The following is a 22,664-nucleotide window of genomic DNA, read 5'->3' as shown; positions in this document are numbered from 1 at the left end:
AACCGACCGCGCCGCTGCGGGCTGCTCCGCGACCAGCCGCGCTACTGCCGCCCGTGCCGCCTGTGCCAGCCGTGCCGCCTGTGCCAGCCGCATCGCCGCTGTCAGCCGCGTCGCCGTGGGCACCGCCGGGGTCAGCCGCGCTGCTGCCAGCGGTCCCGCGACCGGCCGCGCTGCCATCCGCCGGATCACCGCTTGCCGAGCCGTCATCGGGCACATCGCCGACCCCGGTGGCCTCGGCGGTCCCGAACCCGGCGGAAGGGGAGCGGGACAGGGCAGGAGCCAGGACCACCCGCAGCGCCGCCAGAGTCTCCTCCGGCGACGGCGACGGCGGGGGAGGGGGCGGCGGAGGTGACACCGGCAGGGGCGGGGGCGTGGTGGGTGGGGGCATGGTGGCCTAGTAGTAGTAGGGGTAGGGGGACCAGTCCGGGTCCCGTTTCTCCAGGAAGGCGTCGCGGCCTTCCACCGCCTCGTCCGTCATGTAGGCGAGGCGGGTGGTCTCGCCCGCGAACAGCTGCTGGCCAACGAGGCCGTCGTCGATCAGGTTGAACGCGTACTTCAGCATCCGCTGGGCGGTCGGCGACTTGCCGTTGATCTCCTTCGCCCACTGGAGCGCCGTCTCCTCCAGCTCGGCGTGCGGGACCACGGCGTTGACCGCGCCCATCGCGTGCATCTCCGCCGCGCCGTACGTCCGGCCCAGGAAGAAGATCTCACGGGCGAACTTCTGGCCCACCTGCCTCGCCAGGTACGCCGAGCCGTACCCGCCGTCGAAGCTGCCGACGTCGGCGTCCGTCTGCTTGAACCTCGCATGCTCCGCGCTCGCCAGCGTGAGATCGCACACCACGTGCAGGCTGTGCCCGCCGCCCGCCGCCCAGCCGGGGACGACCGCGATCACCACCTTCGGCATGAAGCGGATCAGGCGCTGGCACTCCAGGATGTGCAGCCGACCGGCCCGCGCCGGGTCGACCGTGTCGGCGGTCTCCCCCGAGGCGTACTGGTACCCGCTGCGGCCACGGATGCGCTGGTCACCGCCCGAGCAGAACGCCCACCCGCCGTCCTTCGCGGACGGGCCGTTGCCGGTCAGCAGGACGCAGCCCACGTCCGAGCTCATCCGCGCGTGGTCCAGCGCGCGGTACAGCTCGTCCACGGTGTGCGGGCGGAACGCGTTGCGCACCTCGGGCCGGTCGAACGCGATGCGCACCGTGCCCTGGTCCAGCGCGCGGTGGTAGGTGATGTCGGTGAAGTCGAAGCCCTCGACCGCCTTCCAGCGGGAGGGGTCGAACAGCTCGGAGACGCCGTGATCTGCCACGGCACGGACAATATGCCCGCGCCGAAGCTGAGAACGGGCCAGGCCGGCCGGTGGTCGGGACGTGGGGTTTACGCAGTGTGATGCCCATGTGTCCATGATCCGAACACCTGTTCGACTCAGCAAGGGGAATCACCTGTTCGTGGACTAGGCGACAATGTTCAGGTGAACCCGTCCACCGCGCAGGCCAGGGTGCTCGTCGACGAGCTCCTCCGCAACGACGTCCGGCACGTCGTGCTGAGCCCCGGATCGCGCAACGCTCCGCTGTCGTTCGCCCTGGCCGAGGCCGCGGCGGCCGGACGGCTCACCCTGCACGTCCGGATCGACGAGCGGACGGCGGGCTTCCTGGCGCTGGGCCTGGCCCGGGGCAGCGGCGAGGTCACCGCCGTGACCTGCACCTCCGGCACCGCCGTGGCGAACCTGCACCCGGCCTTCCTGGAGGCCCGCCACGCGCGGGTGCCGCTGATCGCGCTCACCGCCGACCGCCCGGTCGAGCTGTACCGGACCGGCGCGAGCCAGACCGTCGACCAGCAGCGCGCGTTCGGCGTCGACACCCTCCAGTTCCCGATCGCCGAGCGCCGCGCGGGCCAGAACGGCCTGTGGCGCTCGCTGGTCTGCCGGGCCGTCGCGGACGCCCGCGAGCACGGCCCGGTGCACGTCAACGTCCCCTTCCGGGAGCCGCTGGTGCCCGCCGCCGGCCAGTGGGTCGAGTCGCTCGACGGCCGCCCGTTCGACATGCCGTGGACCCGGGTGGCGACCCGGACCACGACGTCGCTGCACCCGGCCGACCACCTCGGCCCGCGCACGCTGGTCGTGGTGGGCGACACCCGCGAGGACATCACCGACCTGGCCGAGCGGGCGGGGTGGCCGGTGATCGCCGAGCCCACCGCGCACGGCCTGCGCCACGGCACCCTCCTGCTCAACGCGGGTGAGCTGCCGGCCGAGCTGAAACCGGACGCCGTGGTGGTGGTGGGCCGCCCGACGCTGTCCCGGGGCGTCATGAAGCTCATCGCGGCCACGTCCGTCGTGCACGTGCTGTCCGACGACCCGGACTGGCCGGACCCGCAGTTCGCCGCCACGCACGCCTCCACCGGCCTGGTGCTGGGCGAGCACGAGGTGGACGACCGCTGGCTCACCGCGTGGCAGCACGCCGACAAGGCAGCCTCCGACGTGGTGGACGAGTTGCTGGCCAAGGAGTCGTGGCCGACCGGCCTCCAGGTGGCCCGCGACCTGCTCGCGCACCTGCCGGTCGGCGCGAACCTGTTCCTCGGCTCCTCCAACCCGGTCCGGGACGTGGACCTGGTGGCCGAACCCCGGCTGGACGTCCGGGTGCACGCGAACCGGGGCGTGGCGGGCATCGACGGCAGCGTCTCCACGGCCGCCGGCATCGCGCTCACCTCGGGCCACGCGTTCGCGCTGATCGGCGACCTGACCTTCCTGCACGACGCCAACGGCCTGCTGATCGGCCCGGACGAGCCGCGCCCGGACCTGACCGTGGTGGTGCTCAACGACGACGGCGGCGGCATCTTCACCCTGCTGGAACAGGGCGCGGCGGAGCACGCGGGCGCTTTCGAGCGGGTTTTCGGAACTCCGCACGGAACCGACCTGGCCGCGTTGTGCGCCGCTTACGGCGTGCCGCACGAACTGATCGGGAACGCCGACCAGCTGAGACGCGCACTGGCCCCGCCGCAGGGAATCCGGGTGCTGGAAATCCGGGCGGAACGCACCGAATTGCGCGATCTGCACAGCCGGTTGAAGCTCGCGGTGTCAACCGCTTTCCAGTGACCAGGAACCTACGGACGGGGGTACAGCGACACCCCCGGACGTGGCAGCTTCGGCCTCATGTCCCTCAGAGCGAAGCTCATGCTAGGCACCGCCACCGCGGCTTCCCTGCTGCTGCTCGCCGGTACCGCGACGGCTGCGGAACCGGGCGCACCGGGCATCGGAGACCCGTACTACCCGAATGCGGGCAACGGCGGCTACGACGTTTCCCACTACGACATCCGGCTCAACTACCAACCGTCGAGCGACAACCTCGCGGGCACCACCACGATCCTGGCCAAAACGACCAAGGACATCACCCGCTTCAACCTGGACTTCCTGCTCAAGGTCAGTTCGGTCCGGGTGAACAACAAAGTCGCCGCGTTCTCCCAGCAGTCCGGCGAACTGGTCGTCGACCCCCGGGGCAGCCTCCGCAAAGGCACCGACCTGACGATCGTCGTCACCTATTCGGACGTGCCGTCGAGCCACTCGGTGGACGGCTTCACGGCGTGGAAGCGGACCGCCGACGGCGCGCTCGCCATCAACGAGCCCGACGTCGCGCCCTGGTGGTTCCCGAGCAACAACCACCCGCGCGACAAGGCCACCTACGACGTCTCGCTGTCCGTGCCGGACGGCCTGGAGGTGCTCTCCAACGGCCTCCTGCTCGGCACCACCAAGCAGGTCAACGGCCGGACCTGGTGGCGGTGGCGCAGCCTGAAGCCGCAGGCCAGCTACCTGGCGTTCGTGGCGATCGGCCAGTTCGACGTCCGCCAGTCCAGCACGCCCGGCGGCCGGCCGGTGGTCAACGCCTACTCGCCGAACCTGGGTGCCGACGACGCGGCGGCCAAGGCCAGCGTAGAGCGCACGTCCGAGGTGGTCGAGTTCCTGGAGGGCAGCTTCGGCCCGTACCCGTTCGAGGCGGAGGGCGGTGTCGTGGTGTCGCCGGGCCTGCTGGGCTTCGCGCTGGAGAACCAGACCCGTTCGACCTACGACCCGGCGTTCTTCCGGCGCGGCGCGAACACCTACGTCGTGGCGCACGAGAACGGCCACCAGTGGTTCGGCGACTCGGTGTCGGTGCACAACTGGCGCGACATCTGGCTGAACGAGGGCTTCGCCAGCTACGCCGAGTTCCTGTGGTCGGAGCACGTCGGCGAGGGCACCGCCCAGGAGAACGCCCAGTACACCTACGACCTGTACCCGGCGGACAGCCCGTTCTGGCAGGTCCTGCCCGGTGACCCGGGGGTGGACCACCAGTTCGACGGCGCGGTCTACGACCGGGGCGCGCTGGCCGTGCACGCGCTGCGGGTCGAGGTCGGCGACGACGCGTTCTTCAAGATCCTCAAGCGGTGGACGCAGGCCAAGCGCTACGGCGACGCGACCATCGAGGAGTTCATCGCGCTGGCCGAGCGCGTGTCCGGCGAGCAGTTGGACGAGCTGTTCCGGACCTGGCTGTTCACCAAGGGCAAGCCGGCGGCGGCCCCGGGCGGCTCCGCGCTGCGGGCCGGGTCGGTGGCCGAGCCGAAGTCGTTCCAGAAGATCCGCGAGACGCACGCGCTGCTCGACCGCGAGCGGCGCTGACGGCGGCCCGGTGCCGCCTCCCCCCGAGGAGGCGGCACCGGGTGGTCGGCGCGGGTCAGCCGGTCTGGCCGATCCCGTCCACGACCTCGGTGGTGATCGAGCTGAACCCGGTCACGGTGCCGGGCGTGATCCACGCGGTGGCCGGCTTGGGGCCGGCGACGGTCCGCTCGCCGATGAAGTCGCCGGTCGCCGGGTCGACGATCAGGTCGCGGCGCTCCTGCTCGTCCTCCAGGCCGATGGCGATGCCGGTGCGGCCGTCGAGGGTGGCGGCCTCGTCGTAGACCTTCACGCCGTCCAGCGTCGCCAGCGCGCGGTACCAGCCGGCCCGCAGGTCGGCGGGCATCAGGCCGGCGCGGAGGATCTCCACGCCGAAGTGGAACATCACCGGCGGGGTCGCGCCCCGGTGCGCGGTGGTGGTCCGCAGCCACTCGACGATCGCGTCGGGGTCGCGCGGCAGCCCGGTGTAGAACTCCGGGTGGCTCCAGTCGGTGGGGTCGCCGCACTGGGTCGCGCCGCCCGAGTTGGGGAAGAAGTTGCCGCACTTGGCCCGCCGCTCACCGGTGTCGGTGTCCGTGGCCTGGGGCTCGGGTGCCTCGGACTGCGGCACGGAGCCGCCGAGCCACTTCACGCCGGGCAGCCAGCCGCGCCGCTCCAGCCAGTCCTGCGACTGGTCCTGCGGGATCCACAGCTCGTGCGAGGTCTCCTTGAGGTAGTCCCAGCCCCGGATGGTCTGGTCGGGGTTCTCCTGGGAGACGCCGAACGACGTGCCGCGCCGGTACCAGGCGTGCGTGGCGATGTAGCGGTACTGGCCGGGCGCGAGCACCGGGTCCACCGCGTTGATCTTGGCGGCGGCGTCGTCGAGCACCTGCTTGGCCGACAGCAGCGACACCTTCGGCTGGGTCGGCGCGGTGGTCGTGCCGTGCTGCGCCTGGACCTGCCCCGTGGGGTCCTGGCCCGGTGCGGCACCGTCCGGGCGGGTCACCACGATCCCGGCCACCAGGGCCGCCGCAGCCGCCGCGGCGACGGGCAGGAACCAGCGGGCGGTCCGGCGGGAGCCCCGGGGCGCCTGTTCGGCCGCCGCGGCGGCGAGCACGCGGGCGCGGATGTCGCCCAGCGGCGCGTCCGACGTGCGGGCGTCGTGTTCGAGCCGGTCGAGGGCTTCGTCGAGATCGCGCATCAGCGGGACTCCTCGGTGAGCAGTGCTTGCAGTCTGGTGCGCACCCGGTGCAGGCGGGAGCGGATGGTGCTGGCGGGTTCGCCGAGCGCCTCGGCGACCTCGGCGGGGGTCAGCCCGGCCCAGGACGTGAGCAGGAGGACGTCGCGGTCCTCGTCGCGCAGGTCGGCGATGGCCCGCTTGAGGACCTGCGACGCGCGTTCGGCGTCGACCCGGTCGGCGACGACGGCGTCGTGGTCGGGTTCGGGCCGTCCTACGGCCCGCAGGTTCGCGCGGCGGCCCCGGACCTCTTTGCGCAGGTGGTCGCGCACGAGGTTGGTGGCGATGCCGTAGAGCCACCCCTTGACCGGCGCGCGCTCCGGGTCGTAGTCGTGCCGGCGGCGCAGCGCCACCAGGAAGGTCTCCGCCACCAGGTCGTCGGCCACCGACTCGCCGACGCGGCCGGCGAGGTACCCCCGCAGCTGTCGGGCGTGCGCGTCGAACAGCCGGGCGAACACGTCCGTGACGTCGGGCCCGCGCAGGTCCGGCGGTTTGTCCAGTGCTGTGGTCACGTACCGGTTGGCCGACGGGCCGCCCGGCGTCCCCGTGTCCCCGCTCACACCGCCACGATCACACGCCTTCGAGCGCTTCGCGGAACGGGCGCATCTTGGCGTGCGCCTCGCCGACCTCCGAGTCCGGGTCGGACTCGGCGACCAGCCCGCAGCCCGCGAACAGCCGCGCCGTGCGGCCCTCGACCTGGGCGCACCGCAGCGCGACGCCCAGCTCACCGTCGCCGTTGGCGTCGATCCAGCCCACGGGGCCCGCGTACCGGCCCCGGTCCATGCCCTCCAGCTCCTCGATCAGGGCCACCGCGTCCGCGCGGGGCGTGCCGCCGACGGCGGCCGTCGGGTGCAGGGCCGCGCCGAGTTCGAGCAGCGACGGGGTCCCCCGCAGGGTGCCGATGACGTCGCTGGACAGGTGCGAGACGTTCGGCAGCCGCAGCACGGACGGCCCGTCGACGGACATCGCCGCGCAGAACGGCCGCAGCGCCCCGGTCAGCGATTCCACCGCGTACTCGTGCTCCCGGCGGTCCTTGCCCGACGAGAGCAGCGCGGCGGCCAGCTCCTCGTCGGGCACGCCGGCGCGCGGCCACGTCGTGCCGGCCAGCACCCGGGAGTCGACCACCCGGCCGGACCGGCGCAGCAGCAGTTCCGGGGTCGCGCCGATCAGCCCGTCCACCGCGTACACCCAGCACTCGGGGTAGCGCCGGGCCAGGCCCTGGAGCACGAACCGGTGGTCGACGGGCTCGTCGGTGACCGCGAGCAGGTCGTGCGCGAGGACGACCTTCTCCAGGTCGCCGGCCCGCATCCGGGCCACGGCCGCGCCGACCGCCTCCCGGTAGGCGGACGCGGACAGCTCGCCGTCCTGGTAGCGCACGGTCGTCGGGCGGCGGACCGGCCGCACCCCGGCGGGCGTGCCGTCGCCGACCGTGGTCAGCCAGGCGTCGCCGTTGCGCACGCCCGCGACCACCTCGGGCACGACCAGCACCGAGTGGCCGGGGCGGTCGGCGAACGCCAGCGAGGCGAACGCCACCGGTCCGCTTCCGGGCACGCCCAGCGGGTCGTCCACGTCGAGGCCGGCGGTGAACTCCCGCCACCAGCGGTCGGCCTCGGCGAACCGGTCCGGGCCCGACACCTCGAACCGGGCGGCCTCACCCCACCCGACCAGGCCCGACCCGTCGCGCACCCAGGCCAGCGCGCCGGTCGGCGCGGGCAGCCTGGCGAGCAGGTCGGCGTGGTCCGCGCGCGTCGTGCGCACGCGCAGCCGGTGTCGGGTCCGGGAGACGGGGGCGGAGGTCACGACGTCGAGGGTAGGTAGTCGTGGCTGAGATCCCCCGCCGGCACGGCCCTAGACTCCTCGGTTGTGGTGGACAACGCAGTGCGTGCCCGCGGTCGCCGGAAGGCCGGGCTGGTGGCCAGGGCGCTGCTGGTGCTCGGCGGCGTCGTGACGCTGATCGGGGTGGTCCTGCTGCTCTCGTGCGTGAAGGACGACCTGGCGATCGAGCGGCGGCTGGGCAAGGCGACCGCCGAGGTGGTGTCGGTGGACTTCCAGCGCACGGTGGTGCGGTTCGCCACGCCGGACGGCGCGGTGCACAGCCCGGAGCAGGGCGTGCTGTACCCGGCGGGGCTGGAGCCGGGCCAGCTCGTCCGGATCGAGTACGACACCTCCGACCCCGAGCTGGCGCGGGTCGCCGAGCGCACCTGGGCGCTGGCCGTCCTGCCGGTCTCGACGTTCCTGCTCGCGGTGTGGGCGGTGCTGGCACCGCTGGTCTGGTGGGTCCGCCGACGCATGTGACACTTGTTCCCGTAAACCGTCTCCAGGTGTAACATCGGCGGCATGGACCTGGAGGCGGAGTTCGAGCGCACCGTGGCGGCGGAGCACCGCGTCGAGCCGCGCGACTGGATGCCCGACGGCTACCGCAGGACGCTGATCCGGCAGATCGCCCAGCACGCGCACTCCGAGATCATCGGGATGCAGCCCGAGGGCAACTGGATAAGCCGCGCGCCGTCGCTGCGCCGCAAGGCGATCCTGCTGGCCAAGGTCCAGGACGAGGCCGGCCACGGCCTCTACCTGTACGCCGCCACCGAGACCCTCGGCGCGGACCGGGGCGACCTCACCGAGAAGCTCATCGAGGGCCGGCAGAAGTACTCGTCGATCTTCAACTACCCGACGCTGTCCTACGCCGACGTCGGCACCATCGGCTGGCTCGTCGACGGCGCGGCGATCTGCAACCAGGTGCCGCTGTGCCGCACCTCCTACGGCCCCTACGCGCGCGCCATGATCCGCATCTGCAAAGAAGAGTCGTTCCACCAGCGGCAGGGCTACGAGCTGCTGATGACCATGATGAGCGGCACGGACGCGCAGCGCGCCATGGTCCAGGAGTCCGTCGACCGCTTCTGGTGGCCGTCGCTGATGATGTTCGGGCCGCCGGACGCGGAGAGCGCCAACACCGAGCAGTCCATGGCGTGGCGGATCAAGCGCAACACCAACGACGAGCTGCGCCAGAAGTTCGTCGACATGACCGTGCCGCAGGCCGAGAAGCTCGGCGTCACGCTCCCCGACCCGGCCCTGGCCTGGAACGAGCAGCGCGGCCACCACGACTTCGGCCAACCCGACTGGGACGAGTTCTGGCAGGTCGTGGGCGGCAACGGGCCGACCAACGCGCAGCGCGTCGCCCACCGGCGCAAAGCACACGAAGACGGCGAGTGGGTGCGCGCGGCAGCCGCCGCGCACGCCGCGAAGCGCGCCGACCGGGCAGAGGAGGGTGCGGCGTGAGTTCTTCCTGGCCGCTGTGGGAAGTGTTCGTGCGCGGCAAGCGCGGGCTCAACCACGTGCACGTCGGTTCGCTGCACGCCCCCGACGCGGAGATGGCCGTGCGCAACGCGCGTGACGTCTACACGCGCCGCAACGAAGGCGTGTCGATCTGGGTCGTGCCCGCGACCGCGATCACCGCGTCCTCGCCCGACGAGAAGGACCCGTTCTTCGAGCCCAGCGGCGACAAGGTCTACCGGCACCCGACGTTCTACGCCATCCCCGAGGACGTGCCGCACCTATGAGCTTCGACAACGCGTACGAATCGCTGGTCGACCACGAGGACGCGCACTGGGCGTTCGGCACGGGCTTCACCGAGGCGCTCGCGGGCGTCGACCGCGACGTCCCGGCCGCCCTCGACCCGGCCGACCTGGCCCAGTACTGCCTCATGCTCGGCGACGACGCCCTGGTGCTGTCCCAGCGGCTCGCCGAGTGGTGCTCGCGCGGGCCCGAGCTGGAAGAGGACGTGGCGCTGGCCAACATCGCCCTCGACCTGCTCGGCCAGGCCCGGCTGCTGCTCACCCGCGCCGGCGAGGTCGAGGGCGCGGGCCGGGACGAGGACGCGCTCGCCTACCTGCGCGACGAGCGCGACTTCCGCAACGTGCACCTCGCCGAGATCGAGTGCGGCCCGTTCACGGGCGGCGACTTCGCCACCACGATGGCCCGGCTGCTGGTGTTCTCCTCGTGGAAGACCGCCCAGTACTCGCGGCTGCTCACCTTCGCCGACCCCGTGGTCGCCGCGATCGCCGCCAAGGGCCTCAAGGAGCTGGCCTACCACCGCGACCACGCCGCCCAGTGGGTCGTCCGGCTCGGTGACGGCACCCCCGAATCGCACGAGCGGATGCGCGCCGGGATCGACCGCGTGTGGCCCTACCTGGACGAACTGTTCACCGCCCACCACGTGGAGCTGCGGCTGGGCGTCGACCCCGCCGCCTTCCGGGCCGAGGTCGACCAGGTGCTCGACGCGGTGTTCGCCGCCGCCGGCCTCGACCGGCCGGAGCCCGTGCCCGCCGCGCGGGTCAACGGGCGGGCCGGGCGCGACGGCGTGCACACCGAGGCCATGGGCTACCTGCTCGCCGAACTCCAGCACCTGCACCGCTCGCTGCCGGGTGCGACGTGGTGACCGCGCGCGCCGCGCTCGACGTCGCCTCCCGCGTCCGGGACCCCGAGCTGCCCGTGCTCACCCTCGCCGACCTCGGCGTGCTGCGCGACGTCGCGGTCGAGGACGGCCGCGTGCTGGTCACCATCACCCCCACCTACTCGGGCTGCCCCGCCGTCGACGAGATGGGCGCCGACCTGCGGCGCACCCTGCACGACGCGGGGTTCGGCGAGGTCGAGGTGCGGCTGTCGCTCGCGCCCGCGTGGACCACCGACTGGATCACCGACGACGGCCGGCGCAAGCTCGCCGAGGCCGGCATCGCCCCGCCGTCCCGGGTCGGGCCGCGCCCGGTCGGACCGGTGCCGCTGCAACTCGTGCCACCCCCGTCGCGGGTGCCGTGCCCGCGCTGCGGGTCCTCCCGCACGGTCGAGCTGTCCCGGTTCGGCTCCACCGCCTGCAAGGCGCTGCGGCGGTGCGAGGACTGCGCCGAGCCCTTCGAGCACATCAAGGAGATCTAGATGGCCCGGCCGGTGTTCCACAAGCTGACCGTGGCCGCCGTCGACCGGCTGTGCGACGACGCGGTCGCCGTCACCTTCGACGTGCCCGACGAGTCCACCGCCGACTTCGCGTTCCGCGCCGGGCAGTACCTGACCTTGAAGATCGGCGAGGAACGCCGGTCGTACTCCATCTGCGCCCCGGTCGGCGCCGCGCCCAGGATCGGCGTGCGGCGGGTCGACGGCGGCCTGTTCTCCGAGCACCTCGTGGACCGCGTCCAGCGCGGCGACGTGCTGGAGGTGCTGCCCCCGCTGGGCAGCTTCACGCCCACCGCCGGCGAGCACCACGGCCTGGTCGTCGCCGGCTCCGGGATCACCCCGGCGCTGTCCATCGCCGCCACCGTCCTCGCGGCCGGCGCGCGCGTCACCCTCCTGTACGGCAACCGGCGCGCGGACACCGTGATGTTCACCGAAGAACTGGCCGACCTGAAGGACCGCTACCCGTCGCGGTTCCAGCTCGTGCACGTCCTGTCCCGCGAACCGCGCGACGTGGAGCTGTTCAGCGGGCGTCTCGACGCCGAGAAGCTGCGCGCGCTATTCGACACCGTGGTGCCGTTCGCGTCCATCGACCAGTGGTGGCTGTGCGGGCCTTACGGGCTCGTGCGCGACGCACAGGACGTCTTGGCGTCCCTCGGCGTGGACGAGTCGGCCGTCCACCACGAGCTGTTCTACGTCGACGAGCCGCCGCCCCCGCCCCGCCGTGCCGAAGAAGTGCTCGAAACGGCCGCCGAGGGCACGGTCATCCTGGACGGCCGGACCACGACCGTGCCGCTGCCACCCGACACGCCGATCCTCGACGCCGCCCAACGGGTGCGCTCCGACCTGCCGTTCGCCTGCAAGGGCGGGGTGTGCGGGACGTGCCGCGCGCTGGTCGTGTCCGGGACGGTCGACATGCGCCGCAACTACGCCCTCGAACCCCGCGAGGTCGCCGCCGGCTTCGTCCTGACCTGCCAGTCCGTGCCCGTGACGCCCACGGTCACGGTCGACTTCGACGCCTAGTCCAGCGCATCTGGCACCATGGGTCCCATGGGGAGATCAGTGCTGGCAGGGCTGGTCATCGGCACCATGGTGGTGGCGATGTTCCTCATGCTCATGATGACCGGCTCGCCGGGCGGCACGAGCGGGTCGCTGCCCGCCAACGTCATCGCGGTCGGCATGGTGTCGGTGTTCCTCGGCGGCGTCCCCGGCACGCTGATCGGCGTCGTCGTCGGCCTGTCCAAGACCCGCCGCACCCGCGCCCTCCCGCCGCCCGCCCTGATCCAGCCGATGCTGCTGCCGCCGCCCCCACCACCGCCGCCACTCGTCCGGCGGGACCGCTGGGCGGCCTCGGTCGGCCGCGCCGAGCTGTCCGTGCGGCGGGTCTACGCGGTGGTCGACACCGTGCCGCCGTCACCCGCCCGCGACTGGATGGGCCGGATCGCCGGCCAGTTCGAAGCCGAACTGGGCAACGTGCGGCGCATCGCCGACCTCGGCCGGGCGCTGGACGCCGACGGCGACCACCCCGTGGTGCAGCGGCTGCAAGCCGCCGTGCGCGACTTCACCGCGTTCGAGGGCGAGGTGGGCAGCGTCGCGCTGCGCATGGTCGACCACACCTCGCTCGACGCGGCCCGCGTCCACCTCGAAGTGCTCGAACAGCAGCTGCCCCAGCTGGGCCACCGCTAGCCCCGCGCCCCCGGGCCCGCCATCGAGGACTGCCACCACTCCAGCACCTCCTCGGCCACCTCCGGCAGCGCCACCAGCAGGCCGTCCCCCGGCAGCGACGCGTCCTCGCCCCGCCGGTCCAGCACCGCCGCCCCCGACTCCACCGCCAGCGCCACCGCGCCCGCCACGTCCCACTCGTGGTAGCTGTCCAGCACGGCCGCCGCCGCGTGCCCCAGCGCCACCTGCGCCACCGCCAACGCCTTCGACCCCAGCACCCGCACCCCCGACCCCGACACCGCCGCCCGCGAGATGAACTCGCCCATCCCCGGCCACGGGCCCGTCCGCGTCATCTCCGTGCACACGATCGGGCTGACCGGCTGGCCGCCGAGCTTCACCGGCGTGCCGTTCGCCCGCATCCCGCGCCCCCGCGCGGCGGCGTAGATCTGCGCCCGGTACGGGTCCGCCACCACACCCACCACCGGACCCCAGCGGTCCACCAGGGCCAGGCTGTACGCGCACCACGGCACGCCCGCCACGTAGTTCGCCGTGCCGTCCACCGGGTCCACCACCCAGCGGAACTCCGCGTCCGACGGCACGTCCACGTCGGTGTCCTCGCAGAACACCGGGATGTCCGGGAACTCCGCGGTCAGCACCCGCCGGGTGTGCCGCTCCAGGGTGCGGTCGGTGTCGGTCACCCAGTCGAACGGGTACGGGTCGTCATCGGGCTGCGCACCCCGGCCCGCCGTCGCCATGATGACGTCCGACGCGTCGTTGGCGAGGCGGCCCGCTATCTCCAGCGCGATCGACACCAGCCCCGGATCGACGGGCTGCGCGGGCCGGGACGACAAGACGGTCATGCCGCACTAGTGTCACCGCCCCCGGTGACCGCGACACGTCCACCAGGTGAAGCGACGACGATCTCCCGGGCAACGTCGACCGCGACGCGAGGAGTTCGACCGTCGTTCCGCGATCCGTCACGCCGCCGTGTCCTTCGCCGCCCAGGGTTCTCGGCGTGCGCGTAGCGATCGTCACCGAGAGCTTCCTGCCCCAGGTCAACGGGGTGACCAACTCCGTCCTGCGGGTGCTGGAGCACCTGCGCGCGACCGGCCACCCGGCCCTGGTCGTCGCACCCGGCGCGGGCGCCGACCAGCACCGGGGGACCCCCGTCGTGCGGGTGCCCGCCGTCGACCTGCCGAGGTTCAGCTCCCTGCCGGTCGGCGTGCCCACCCGCAGGGTGCAGACCGCCCTGGCCGACTTCCGGCCCGACGTCGTGCACCTGGCCAGCCCGTTCGTGATGGGCGCGCGCGGCGTGTCGGCGGCCCGGCGGCTCGGGCTGCCCTCGGTCGCCGTCTACCAGACCGACGTCGCCGGGTTCGCAGGCCACTACGGGCTGGGGCTCACCGCACGGGCCGCGTGGCGGTGGACCCGCCGGCTGCACAGCCAGGCGGACCGCACGCTCGCCCCGTCCACGTGGGCCGTGGAGGCGCTGCGCGAGCACGGCGTGCCCCGCGTGCACCGGTGGGGGCGCGGTGTGGACGTCGACCTGTTCACCCCCGCACGCCGTGACGACGCGTTGCGGCGCTCGCTCGCACCGGACGGGGAGCTGCTGGTCGGGTACGTCGGGCGGCTGTCGCCGGAGAAGCAGGTCGCCCGGCTGCGCCCGGTGCACGACCTGCCCGGCGTGCGGGTCGTCATCGTCGGCGAAGGCCCGGAAGAAGCCGCGCTGCGGCGCGACCTGCCCGGCGCGGCCTTCCTCGGGTTCCGGCACGGGGCGGACCTGGCGGCGGCCTACGCGTCGCTGGACGTGTTCGTCCACACCGGACCGCACGAGACGTTCTGCCAAGCGGTGCAGGAAGCGCTCGCCAGCGGCGTGCCCGTCGTCGCACCCGACGCGGGCGGGCCGCGCGACCTCGTGCGACCCGACACGGGTTACCTGTTCACCAGCGACGACGAACTGGTCACGGCCGTCACCGAACTGCGCGACCCGCTGCACCGCAGGCGAATGGGCAACGCCGCCCGGCGATGGGTGCGCGGCCGGACGTGGTCGGCGGTGTGCGACGAACTCCTGGGGCACTACGCCGCCGTGCTCGACCTGCCGGAGCGGCAGGCGGCATGAAGCGCGTGCAACCGGCCTCCGGCGTCCCGGTGAGGATCGTCCAACTGGCCAACTTCTACGGCCCGCGATCCGGCGGGCTGCGCACCGCCCTGCACCACCTCGGCGCCGGGTACGCGGCGGCCGGCCACGAGGTGACCCTCGTCGTACCCGGCCGGGGGCACGCCGACGAGCGGCTGGCCCCGGACGTCCGCCGGATCACGCTCCCCGCCGCCGGCATCCCCGGCACCGGTGGGTACCGGGCCGTCGACCCGTGGCGGGTGCGGGCGCTGCTCGACCACCTGCGCCCGCACCGGCTGGAGGTCTCGGACCGGGTGACGTTGCGCGGGATGGGCCGGTGGGCGGCGGCGCGCGGCGTGCCCAGCGTGGTGATCTCCCACGAGCGGCTGGACCGGCTGTTGCAGCAGTTCCTGCTGCCCCCGGGCCTGGCCGTGCGCGGCGCGGACCGGGCGAACCGGCGGATGGCGGCGTTGTACGACACGGTCGTGTGCACGACCGACTTCGCCCGCCACGAGTTCGACCGCATCGGAGCTCGGAACGTCGCAACGGTCCCGCTGGGCGTCGACCTGAGGACGTTCACCCCGAGCCGCAACGACCGGGCGCTGAAGGCGGACCTGGCGGCGGGGGCGGACGCGCTGCTGGTCCACTGCGGGAGGCTGTCACCGGAGAAGCACGTCGAACGCAGCGTCGACACGGTCGCCGAACTCCACCGCGCCGGCCACCGGGTGCGCCTGGTGATAGCCGGCGACGGCCCGAGGCGGGAGGCGCTGGAACGGAGAGCGGCGGGCCTGCCGATCACGTTCCTGGGCTTCGTGAACCGACGAACCGCCGTAGCCGACCTGCTGGCCACGGCGGACGTGTCCCTGGCCCCGGGCCCGCACGAGACGTTCGGCCTGGCAGCCCTGGAAGCACTGGCCTCCGGCACCCCGGTCGTGGTCTCGAAGTCCTCCGCCCTGGCCGAGATAGTCCGCCCGGGATGCGGCGAGGCGGTCCCCGACCACGCCCCGGCCTTCGCCGAAGCCGTGGAAGCGCTGCTGGCCGACCCCGAACCCACCCGCCGCGCGGCAGCCCGAACCCGAGCCGAGGCGTACCCGTGGCACACGGCGATAACCGGGATGCTCACCGCTCTCCGCATCCCCTGACCAACAGGCCCCAGGCCCACCACGCCGCCGACCGCGCCCGCATCACGCTGCCGCGCCGGCTTCGCCATCCATGCCTGCCAGACCCGCGCGCACCGCACTCGCGCTCACGCCGTGCCCAGGATCGCCCCGCACTGGCACTCGCACCCGGCCACCGGACCGCGCCGCGCTGACGACCGCATCCGCACCGGGACCGCCGCGCGTCAGGCCGGCTGCGCGTCCCGATCCCCGCTCAGCACCCGCCCAGCGTCATCCGGGCAGCCTTCACCCTGGCGTTGCGTGTGCCTGGTGCCTCAGTGCCTCCCGCCGTGCCGCCTCCTCTTCTCTACGGCAACGAAAGTCATCGGCGGATAGTGCCCGGATCCCTGATCTTTAGTCCCATCCGGTGATCTTCGTACGCGATGACATCTGCGATCACATCCGTCGAGCAAACCGGCCGACCATCGAATCAGTCGATCGGACCGTGCAAGCATCTCCGCTGGTCAGGAGCACCCCGAGTGGCATCCGGCGAGGATGGGGTGAGTGGCCGGGGAGTGCGTCACCTACGCTTTCCCCATGTCGCGCGCAGGTCTGGACAAGAACCCCCGCGAGGTCGCCGAGATGTTCGACGGCGTGGCGAAGGGCTACGACCGCACGAACTCCGTCATGACCCTGGGGTTCGACCGGCGCTGGCGGGAGTGGAGTCGGCGGGTCCTGGACGCGCGGGCGGGGGAGAAGGTGCTCGACCTCGCCGCCGGGACGGCGGTGTCCACGGTGGAGTACGCGGCTTCCGGTGCCTGGTGCGTGGCGGCGGACTTCTCGCTCGGGATGCTGGTCGGGGGTGCTCACCGGCCCGTGCCGAAGGTGGCCGCCGACGCCTTGCACCTGCCGTTCGCCGACGGGTCGTTCGACGCCGTCACCGTCTCCTTCGGCATCCGCAACTTCAACGACACCGAGGCCGCCCTGCGGGAGATGGCCCGCGTGGTGCGGCCCGGTGGTCGGATGGTGATCTGCGAGGTCTCCACGCCGACGTTCCGGCCCTTCCGGTTCGTCTACATGCGTTACCTGCTGCGGATCCTGCCGTTCATCGCGCGGTTCGTGTCGTCCAACCCGGACGCCTACAAGTACCTCGCCGAGTCGATGCGCACCTGGCCCGACCAGCGCGCCCTCGGCGAGATGATCGCGCGCGCCGGCTGGGACGACGTGGCCTGGATGAACCTGACCGGCGGCATGGTGGCGCTGCACCGGGCGGTCAAGCCGGAACCCGACCAGGACCGGAACTGAGCCGGCCCGGCTGACGAGTGGGCGGACAACCCGGGGCGAGCAACCCCAGGCGACCCCGGGCAACCCGGGGCGGGAACGCCCCGCAGAGCCCGGCGGCGGGTTTCACCTGGCACGAGTGGGCGTCGGCGCTGCTCTCAGGTGTCCGCCAGTAGACTCGGCACGGACTTTGTGAACTGACGCACAAGGAGCGGGGATGACGACTCCCAGCCGCCGCAAGGCAGGCGAGGACGCCGAGGTGATCGTGGTCGGCGCGGGTCCGGCGGGCTCGACCGCGGCGGCTTACCTGGCTCGCGCAGGTCTGGACGTGTTGCTGCTGGAGAAGTCCGCGTTCCCCCGCGAGAAGGTCTGCGGCGACGGGCTCACGCCGCGCGGGGTCAAGCAGCTCATCGACCTCGGCATCGACACCCGCGAGGAGGCCGGCTGGTTGCACAACCGGGGGCTGCGGGTGGTCGGTGGCGGGGTGCGGCTGGAACTGGACTGGCCGGACCTGGCGTCCTTCCCGCCCTACGGCGTGGTGCGCCCGCGCCAGGACTTCGACGAGATGCTGGCCAGGACCGCCCAGCAGGCGGGCGCGCGGCTGTTCGAGCAGACGAACGTCACGGGCGCGATCACCGAGCACGGCCGGGTCGTCGGGGTCACCGCGAAGACCGGGCCGGACAAGCGGGAGGTCTCCTACCGCGCGCCGGTGGTGATCGGGTGCGACGGGGTGTCGGCGCGGCTGGCGCTGAGCGTCGGCATCCAGAAGGACGACGCCAAGCCGATGGGTGTCGCGGTCCGCCGCTACTACGCGAGCCCGCGCACGAAGGACGACTTCCTGGAGTCGCACCTGGAGCTGTGGGACCGCGCGAACGACGTCCTGCTGCCCGGCTACGGCTGGATCTTCGGCATGGGCGACGGGACCGTGAACGTCGGCCTCGGCATCCTCAGCACCTCGAAGGCGTACGGGACTACGGATTACCGAGCCCTCCTCAAGTCGTGGCTGGACGGCACGCCGGAGGAGTGGGGCTTCCGCGAGGAGAACGCCACCAGCCGGATCGGCGGCGCCGCGCTGCCGATGGGCCTGAACCGCAAGCCGCACTACCGGGACGGCTTGCTGCTGGTCGGAGACGCGGGCGGCATGGTGAACCCGTTCAACGGCGAGGGCATCGGCTACGCGATGGAGTCGGCGCGGATCGCGGCGGAGAGCGTGGTGCAGGCGCTGGCCCGCTCGGGTCCGAGCCGGGAGCGGGCGCTGCACGGGTACCCGGTGCGCATCGAGCAGGCGCTGGGCAGCTACTACCGGATGGGCAACCTGTTCAGCCGGCTGATCGGCCACCCGACCATCATGCGCACCGCGACGAAGTACGGTCTACCTCGCAAGACGTTGATGAAACTGGTCCTGAAGCTGCTGGCGGGGCTTTACGACCCGAAGGACGGGGACGCCTTCGACCGGGTCATCACGGCGGCCACGAAACTCACCCCAACGGCCTAATCGGCACACCGCTAATCGTCGCAGCACCGGCTTCTGAGCCGGTGCTGTTTCGTTTTCGGTGTGCTCCCGTTCACGTCGGGGCACCGAAGTCGGTGATCTGGACCCCGTAAGGCCAGGTCAGACCGTGTCCAGGGGGTGCCGGTCACGGCTGTGTGTGACGTTCTACACTGGCCCTCAGGTCTTGTGAATCAGTTCACAACCGGCTGTGATGCCTTGTGAAGTGTTTCACAAGCGACCTGCGGAAAGTTAGGTGCGCCTAACTTCCGGAGGCCGCAAGAACACCCCTTAGGGTGCGCAACGGTCGGCGGTGCACCACCACCGCGACACGCGAGGAAAGGACGACGGAGAGTGCTGGACCCTTACCTCCCCCTCGTATTGATGTTCGCCCTCGCCGCGGCCTTCGCCCTGTTCTCCGTGACGGCCGCGCCGTACATCGGCCCCCGCCGCTACAACCGGGCGAAGCTCGACGCCTACGAGTGCGGCATCGAGCCGTCACCGCAGCCCGTGGTGGGTGGTGGCCGGATGCCGGTCGCCTACTACCTCACGGCGATGCTGTTCATCCTGTTCGACATCGAAATGGTGTTCCTCTACCCGTTCGCGGTGTCCGCGGACCGGCTGGGCCTGTTCGGCCTGGTGGAGATCGCACTGTTCGTCGCAACGGTCGGCTTCGCGTACGCCTACGTGTGGCGGCGCGGCGGCCTCGACTGGAACTGAGGGGGAAGACCCGTGGGTCTCGAAGAGAAGCTCCCGAACGGCATCCTGCTCGCCAGCGTGGAGAAGCTGGTCAACTGGACCCGCAAGTCCTCGCTCTGGCCGGCCACGTTCGGCCTCGCCTGCTGCGCCATCGAGATGATGACCACCGGCGGCCCGCGCTACGACCTGGCGCGCTTCGGCATGGAGGTCTTCCGCGCGTCCCCGCGCCAGGCCGACCTGATGATCGTCGCGGGTCGGGTGACCAACAAGATGGCCCCGGTGCTGCGCCAGATCTACGACCAGATGCCCGAGCCGCGCTGGGTGCTGGCGATGGGCGTGTGCGCGTCCAGCGGCGGCATGTTCAACAACTACGCGGTGGTGCAGGGCGTCGACCACGTCGTGCCGGTCGACATGTACCTGCCGGGCTGCCCGCCCCGGCCGGAGATGCTGATCGACGCGATCCTCAAGATCCACGCGAAGATCATGGACGAGCCGCTGGGCGCGACGCGGGCCGCGCTGCTGGCCGAGCAGGGCCACTCCACGGACCTCATCCCGTCCTCCCAGCGGTTTGCGAAGAAGTGAGCGGCATGGCTGACGACAAGCGCGAGGTCGAGAAGACCACCGGCGCGGACAACCCGTCCCCCAACGGCGAGGCGCTCAGCTCGGCGAGCATGAGCGAGGCCCAGCACGAGGAGCACCAGGCGCGCGGCGGCGTGGTCGCGGGCCGGGCGCGCACGGGCATGTTCGGCACGTCCGGCTCCGGCGACACGTCCGGGTTCGGCGGCCTGCGGCTGCCCGCGCACGTGGCCGCGCCCAGCGAGCGCCCGTACGGCGGCTGGTTCGACGAGGTCGCCGACGAGCTGCTGGCCGCGCTGCACGAGAAGGGCCTGCCCGCCGACACCGTCCAGCAGGTCACCGTGGACCGGGGCGAGATCACGTTCTTCCTGCGCCGCGAGCACCTGGTCGAGGTGGCCCGGGTGCTGCGCGACGACCCGGCGCTGCGCTTCGAGCTGTGCAGCTCGGTGTCCGGTGTGGACTACGGCGAGGCCGCGCCGCAGCGGCTGCACTCCGTCTACCACCTCACGTCGATGACCTACCGCCGGCGCATCCGCCTGGAGGTCGCGGTCGACGTCGACGACGCGCACGTACCCAGCCTGGTGTCGGTCTACCCGACCGCGGACTGGCAGGAGCGCGAGACCTGGGACATGTTCGGGATCGTCTACGACGGCCACCCCGGCCTGACCCGCATCCTCATGCCGGACGACTGGGACGGCCACCCGCAGCGCAAGGACTACCCGCTCGGCGGCATCCCGGTGGAGTACAAGGGCGCGGAGATCCCCCCGCCAGACCAGAGGCGGTCCTACTCATGACCGAACGTCTTTCCGACGTCACGACCGGCACCGACACGTCCGCGCCGGGCCGGGACAGCACCCCCGACGACAGCCGTCCCGACGACGGCCGCAACGGCACGGCCGACGCCTACGCCGGCTCCCGGGAGACGACCGAGGGCACCGTCTACACGGTGACCGGCGGCGACTGGGACGAGGTGCTGGCCGACGCGGCGGGCGACGAGCGCATCGTCATGAACCTGGGCCCGCAGCACCCGTCGACGCACGGCGTGCTGCGCCTGGTGCTGGAGCTGGAGGGCGAGACCGTCACCCAGGCCCGCAGCGTCATCGGCTACCTGCACACCGGGATCGAGAAGAACCTCGAGTACCGGAACTGGACGCAGGGCGTCACGTTCGTGACGCGCATGGACTACCTGGCCCCGCTGCACAACGAGGCGGCCTACTGCCTCGCGGTGGAGAAGCTGCTCGGCGTCGAGGTGCCGGAGCGCGCGCAGGTGATCCGCGTGATCCTCATGGAGCTCAACCGGATCAGCTCGCACCTGGTGGCGCTGGCCACCGGCGGCATGGAGCTGGGCGCGCTGACCGGCATGACGGCGGGCTTCCGCGAGCGCGAGGAAGTCCTGCACCTGCTGGAGCACCTGACCGGCCTGCGGATGAACCACGCGTTCATCCGGCCCGGCGGCCTGGCGCAGGACCTGCCGGCCGACGCGCCGCAGAAGATCCGGGACTTCATCAAGGTGATGGACTCGCGGCTGCCGGACTACGACAAGCTGCTCACCGGCCAGCCGATCTGGCGCAACCGGCTGGAGGGCATCGGCTACCTGCCGGTGGACGCCTGCCTCGCGCTGGGCGTCACCGGGCCGATCCTGCGCTCCGCCGGCCTGGCGTGGGACCTGCGCAAGATCGAGCCGTACTCGGGCTACGAGCACTACCGGTTCGACGTGCCGACGGCGACCGAGGCCGACTCGTTCGCCCGCTACCGGCTGCGGGTCGAGGAGATGCACCAGTCGCTCAAGATCGTCCGGCAGGCGGTGGACCGGCTGGAGCCGGGCCCGGTCATGGTGGAGGACGCCAAGATCGCGTGGCCCGCGCAGCTCACCATCGGCGCGGACGGCATGGGCAACTCGCTGGAGCACGTCCGCAAGATCATGGGCCAGTCCATGGAGTCGCTCATCCACCACTTCAAGCTGGTGACCGAGGGCTTCCACGTGCCGCCCGGCCAGGTGTACGTGCCGGTCGAGTCGCCGCGCGGCGAGCTGGGCTACCACGTGGTCTCCGACGGCGGCACCCGGCCGATGCGCGTGCACGTGCGCGAACCCAGCTTCGTGAACCTCCAGTCGATGCCCGCGATGTGCGAGGGCGGCATGGTCGCCGACGTCATCGCGTCGGTGGCCTCTATCGACCCGGTGATGGGTGGTTGTGACCGATGACTCAGACCCAGGAACCAACCGGCGTGTTCGGCGAGGACACGGTGGCCCGCGCGCGGGAGCTGGTCGCGCGCTACCCGCAGTCCCGGTCGGCGCTGCTGCCGATGCTGCACCTGGTGCAGTCGGTGGAGGGCTACGTCAGCCAGGCGGGCATCGCGTTCTGCGCGGGCCAGCTCGGCCTGACCAACGCCGAGGTCAGCGCGGTGGCGACGTTCTACACCATGTACAAGCGCCGCCCGTGCGGCGAGCACCTGGTGAGCGTCTGCACGAACACGCTGTGCGCGGCGCTCGGCGGTGACGCGATCTACGCGAAGCTGCGCGAGCACCTCGGCTCGGACGGCCGGCCGCTCGGCCACGAGGAGACCTCGGGCGAGCCGGGTGCGCCGGGTTCGATCACGCTGGAGCACGCCGAGTGCCTGGCGGCCTGCGACCTGGGCCCCGTGCTCCAGGTGAACTACGAGTTCTACGACAACCAGACCCCGGCCAAGGCGCTGGAGCTGGTGGAGTCGTTGCAGGCCGGGGTGAAGCCGGACCCGACGCGCGGTGCGCCGCTGACCGACTTCCGGCAGGCGGAACTCCAGCTCGCGGGGTTCTTCGAGGGTCGTGAGGCGGACCTGGACGGTCCGTCGGCCGCGCCCGAGACGGTGCGCGGCGCGGCGCTGGCCGCCGACCGGGGCTGGACGGCGCCGGCCATGCCGGAGAACGCCGAGTTCCCCGCGCTGCCGGAAAAGAAGTAGGGGGAGGCACC

The 22,664-nt window shown here is 72.3% G+C and carries 23 protein-coding genes; 18 read left to right on the top strand and 5 right to left on the bottom strand.

Features of this window, described 5'->3' with window-relative positions:
- Window positions 1-394: 394 nt before the first annotated feature.
- Entirely contained in the window at window positions 395-1,306 is a 912-nt protein-coding gene (locus tag AB0I60_RS08515) for a 1,4-dihydroxy-2-naphthoyl-CoA synthase (protein ID WP_360726931.1), read from the bottom strand.
- Between the two features lie 162 nt (window positions 1,307-1,468).
- On the opposite strand from AB0I60_RS08515, the gene menD reads away from it, so the two are divergent.
- Together menD and AB0I60_RS08505 are read left to right on the top strand one after the other, a co-directional pair.
- Window positions 1,469-3,088, top strand: a complete 1,620-nt coding sequence (gene menD / locus AB0I60_RS08510; RefSeq protein ID WP_360726929.1) for a 2-succinyl-5-enolpyruvyl-6-hydroxy-3-cyclohexene-1-carboxylic-acid synthase — start codon at window positions 1,469-1,471, stop codon at window positions 3,086-3,088.
- 57 nt (window positions 3,089-3,145) lie between these two features.
- Entirely contained in the window at window positions 3,146-4,642 is a 1,497-nt protein-coding gene (locus AB0I60_RS08505; protein WP_360726928.1) for a M1 family metallopeptidase, read from the top strand.
- Between the two features lie 55 nt (window positions 4,643-4,697).
- On the opposite strand, the gene AB0I60_RS08500 is transcribed toward AB0I60_RS08505, so the two are convergent.
- Genes AB0I60_RS08500 through AB0I60_RS08490 form a run of 3 tightly spaced genes read right to left on the bottom strand, consistent with a single transcriptional unit; the run spans window position 4,698 to window position 7,655 of the window.
- Window positions 4,698-5,819 (bottom strand): CU044_5270 family protein, encoded by a 1,122-nt coding sequence (locus AB0I60_RS08500; protein ID WP_360726926.1) that lies wholly within the window; start codon window positions 5,817-5,819, stop codon window positions 4,698-4,700.
- On the bottom strand, window positions 5,819-6,415 hold the full coding sequence (locus tag AB0I60_RS08495; protein WP_360726925.1) for a sigma-70 family RNA polymerase sigma factor: 597 nt from the start codon (window positions 6,413-6,415) through the stop codon (window positions 5,819-5,821). The genes AB0I60_RS08500 and AB0I60_RS08495 overlap by 1 nt, the downstream gene beginning before the upstream one ends.
- A 10-nt stretch (window positions 6,416-6,425) precedes the next feature.
- Complete coding sequence (locus AB0I60_RS08490; protein ID WP_360726924.1) at window positions 6,426-7,655, bottom strand: isochorismate synthase; 1,230 nt, start codon at window positions 7,653-7,655, stop codon at window positions 6,426-6,428.
- Between the two features lie 63 nt (window positions 7,656-7,718).
- Between AB0I60_RS08490 and AB0I60_RS08485 the strand changes: the two genes are divergently transcribed.
- From AB0I60_RS08485 to AB0I60_RS08455, 7 genes are read left to right on the top strand one after another with little or no spacing between them, the layout of a single operon-like run.
- The gene (locus tag AB0I60_RS08485) at window positions 7,719-8,150 is read left to right on the top strand and encodes a DUF3592 domain-containing protein (RefSeq protein WP_360726923.1); all 432 of its coding nucleotides are present in this window, start codon (window positions 7,719-7,721) and stop codon (window positions 8,148-8,150) included.
- A gap of 42 nt (window positions 8,151-8,192) precedes the next feature.
- Entirely contained in the window at window positions 8,193-9,131 is a 939-nt protein-coding gene (gene paaA, locus AB0I60_RS08480; protein ID WP_360726921.1) for a 1,2-phenylacetyl-CoA epoxidase subunit PaaA, read from the top strand.
- The gene (gene paaB / locus AB0I60_RS08475) at window positions 9,128-9,412 is read left to right on the top strand and encodes a 1,2-phenylacetyl-CoA epoxidase subunit PaaB (RefSeq protein WP_360726919.1); all 285 of its coding nucleotides are present in this window, start codon (window positions 9,128-9,130) and stop codon (window positions 9,410-9,412) included. Before paaA ends, paaB begins: the two co-directional genes overlap by 4 nt.
- Window positions 9,409-10,290, top strand: a complete 882-nt coding sequence (gene paaC / locus AB0I60_RS08470) for a 1,2-phenylacetyl-CoA epoxidase subunit PaaC (RefSeq protein ID WP_360726917.1) — start codon at window positions 9,409-9,411, stop codon at window positions 10,288-10,290. Before paaB ends, paaC begins: the two co-directional genes overlap by 4 nt.
- Window positions 10,284-10,784, top strand: a complete 501-nt coding sequence (gene paaD / locus AB0I60_RS08465) for a 1,2-phenylacetyl-CoA epoxidase subunit PaaD (protein WP_360726915.1) — start codon at window positions 10,284-10,286, stop codon at window positions 10,782-10,784. Before paaC ends, paaD begins: the two co-directional genes overlap by 7 nt.
- A complete protein-coding gene (gene paaE / locus AB0I60_RS08460; protein WP_360726913.1) occupies window positions 10,785-11,819 on the top strand; it encodes a 1,2-phenylacetyl-CoA epoxidase subunit PaaE in 1,035 nt (344 codons plus the stop codon).
- A gap of 27 nt (window positions 11,820-11,846) precedes the next feature.
- Window positions 11,847-12,482 (top strand): hypothetical protein, encoded by a 636-nt coding sequence (locus AB0I60_RS08455; RefSeq protein WP_360726911.1) that lies wholly within the window; start codon window positions 11,847-11,849, stop codon window positions 12,480-12,482.
- On the opposite strand, the gene AB0I60_RS08450 is transcribed toward AB0I60_RS08455, so the two are convergent.
- Window positions 12,479-13,318, bottom strand: coding sequence for an inositol monophosphatase (locus tag AB0I60_RS08450; protein ID WP_360726910.1), 840 nt, complete (start codon window positions 13,316-13,318; stop codon window positions 12,479-12,481). The two genes, AB0I60_RS08455 and AB0I60_RS08450, sit on opposite strands and share 4 nt — an antisense overlap.
- A 155-nt stretch (window positions 13,319-13,473) precedes the next feature.
- On the opposite strand from AB0I60_RS08450, the gene AB0I60_RS08445 reads away from it, so the two are divergent.
- The 9 genes from AB0I60_RS08445 (at window position 13,474) to nuoE (ending at window position 22,653) form a co-directional block, all read left to right on the top strand.
- On the top strand, window positions 13,474-14,577 hold the full coding sequence (locus tag AB0I60_RS08445; protein ID WP_360726909.1) for a glycosyltransferase family 1 protein: 1,104 nt from the start codon (window positions 13,474-13,476) through the stop codon (window positions 14,575-14,577).
- A gap of 29 nt (window positions 14,578-14,606) precedes the next feature.
- Window positions 14,607-15,716 (top strand): glycosyltransferase, encoded by a 1,110-nt coding sequence (locus AB0I60_RS08440; RefSeq protein WP_360728481.1) that lies wholly within the window; start codon window positions 14,607-14,609, stop codon window positions 15,714-15,716.
- Between the two features lie 552 nt (window positions 15,717-16,268).
- Entirely contained in the window at window positions 16,269-16,976 is a 708-nt protein-coding gene (locus tag AB0I60_RS08435) for a demethylmenaquinone methyltransferase (protein WP_360726907.1), read from the top strand.
- Window positions 16,977-17,169: 193 nt separating this feature from the next.
- Complete coding sequence (locus AB0I60_RS08430) at window positions 17,170-18,447, top strand: geranylgeranyl reductase family protein (RefSeq protein WP_360726905.1); 1,278 nt, start codon at window positions 17,170-17,172, stop codon at window positions 18,445-18,447.
- A gap of 348 nt (window positions 18,448-18,795) precedes the next feature.
- The gene (locus tag AB0I60_RS08425; protein ID WP_033428518.1) at window positions 18,796-19,161 is read left to right on the top strand and encodes an NADH-quinone oxidoreductase subunit A; all 366 of its coding nucleotides are present in this window, start codon (window positions 18,796-18,798) and stop codon (window positions 19,159-19,161) included.
- A gap of 12 nt (window positions 19,162-19,173) precedes the next feature.
- Window positions 19,174-19,722, top strand: coding sequence for an NADH-quinone oxidoreductase subunit B family protein (locus AB0I60_RS08420; RefSeq protein WP_360726903.1), 549 nt, complete (start codon window positions 19,174-19,176; stop codon window positions 19,720-19,722).
- A gap of 89 nt (window positions 19,723-19,811) precedes the next feature.
- Window positions 19,812-20,510 carry an NADH-quinone oxidoreductase subunit C gene (locus AB0I60_RS08415; protein ID WP_360728478.1) on the top strand — a complete coding sequence of 233 codons (699 nt, stop codon included), beginning with the start codon at window positions 19,812-19,814 and terminating at the stop codon, window positions 20,508-20,510.
- Window positions 20,507-21,919: an NADH-quinone oxidoreductase subunit D gene (locus tag AB0I60_RS08410; RefSeq protein ID WP_360726902.1), complete on the top strand. Its 1,413-nt coding sequence runs from the start codon at window positions 20,507-20,509 to the stop codon at window positions 21,917-21,919. The genes AB0I60_RS08415 and AB0I60_RS08410 overlap by 4 nt, the downstream gene beginning before the upstream one ends.
- Window positions 21,916-22,653, top strand: a complete 738-nt coding sequence (gene nuoE / locus AB0I60_RS08405; protein WP_360726900.1) for an NADH-quinone oxidoreductase subunit NuoE — start codon at window positions 21,916-21,918, stop codon at window positions 22,651-22,653. Before AB0I60_RS08410 ends, nuoE begins: the two co-directional genes overlap by 4 nt.
- Window positions 22,654-22,664 lie beyond the last annotated feature (11 nt).

This window comes from Actinosynnema sp. NPDC050436 (genome assembly GCF_040655415.1).
GTDB lineage: Bacteria > Actinomycetota > Actinomycetes > Mycobacteriales > Pseudonocardiaceae > Actinosynnema.
The sequence above is the reverse complement of the archived record's forward strand: the minus strand, read 5'-3'. Positions and strand labels throughout refer to the sequence as shown.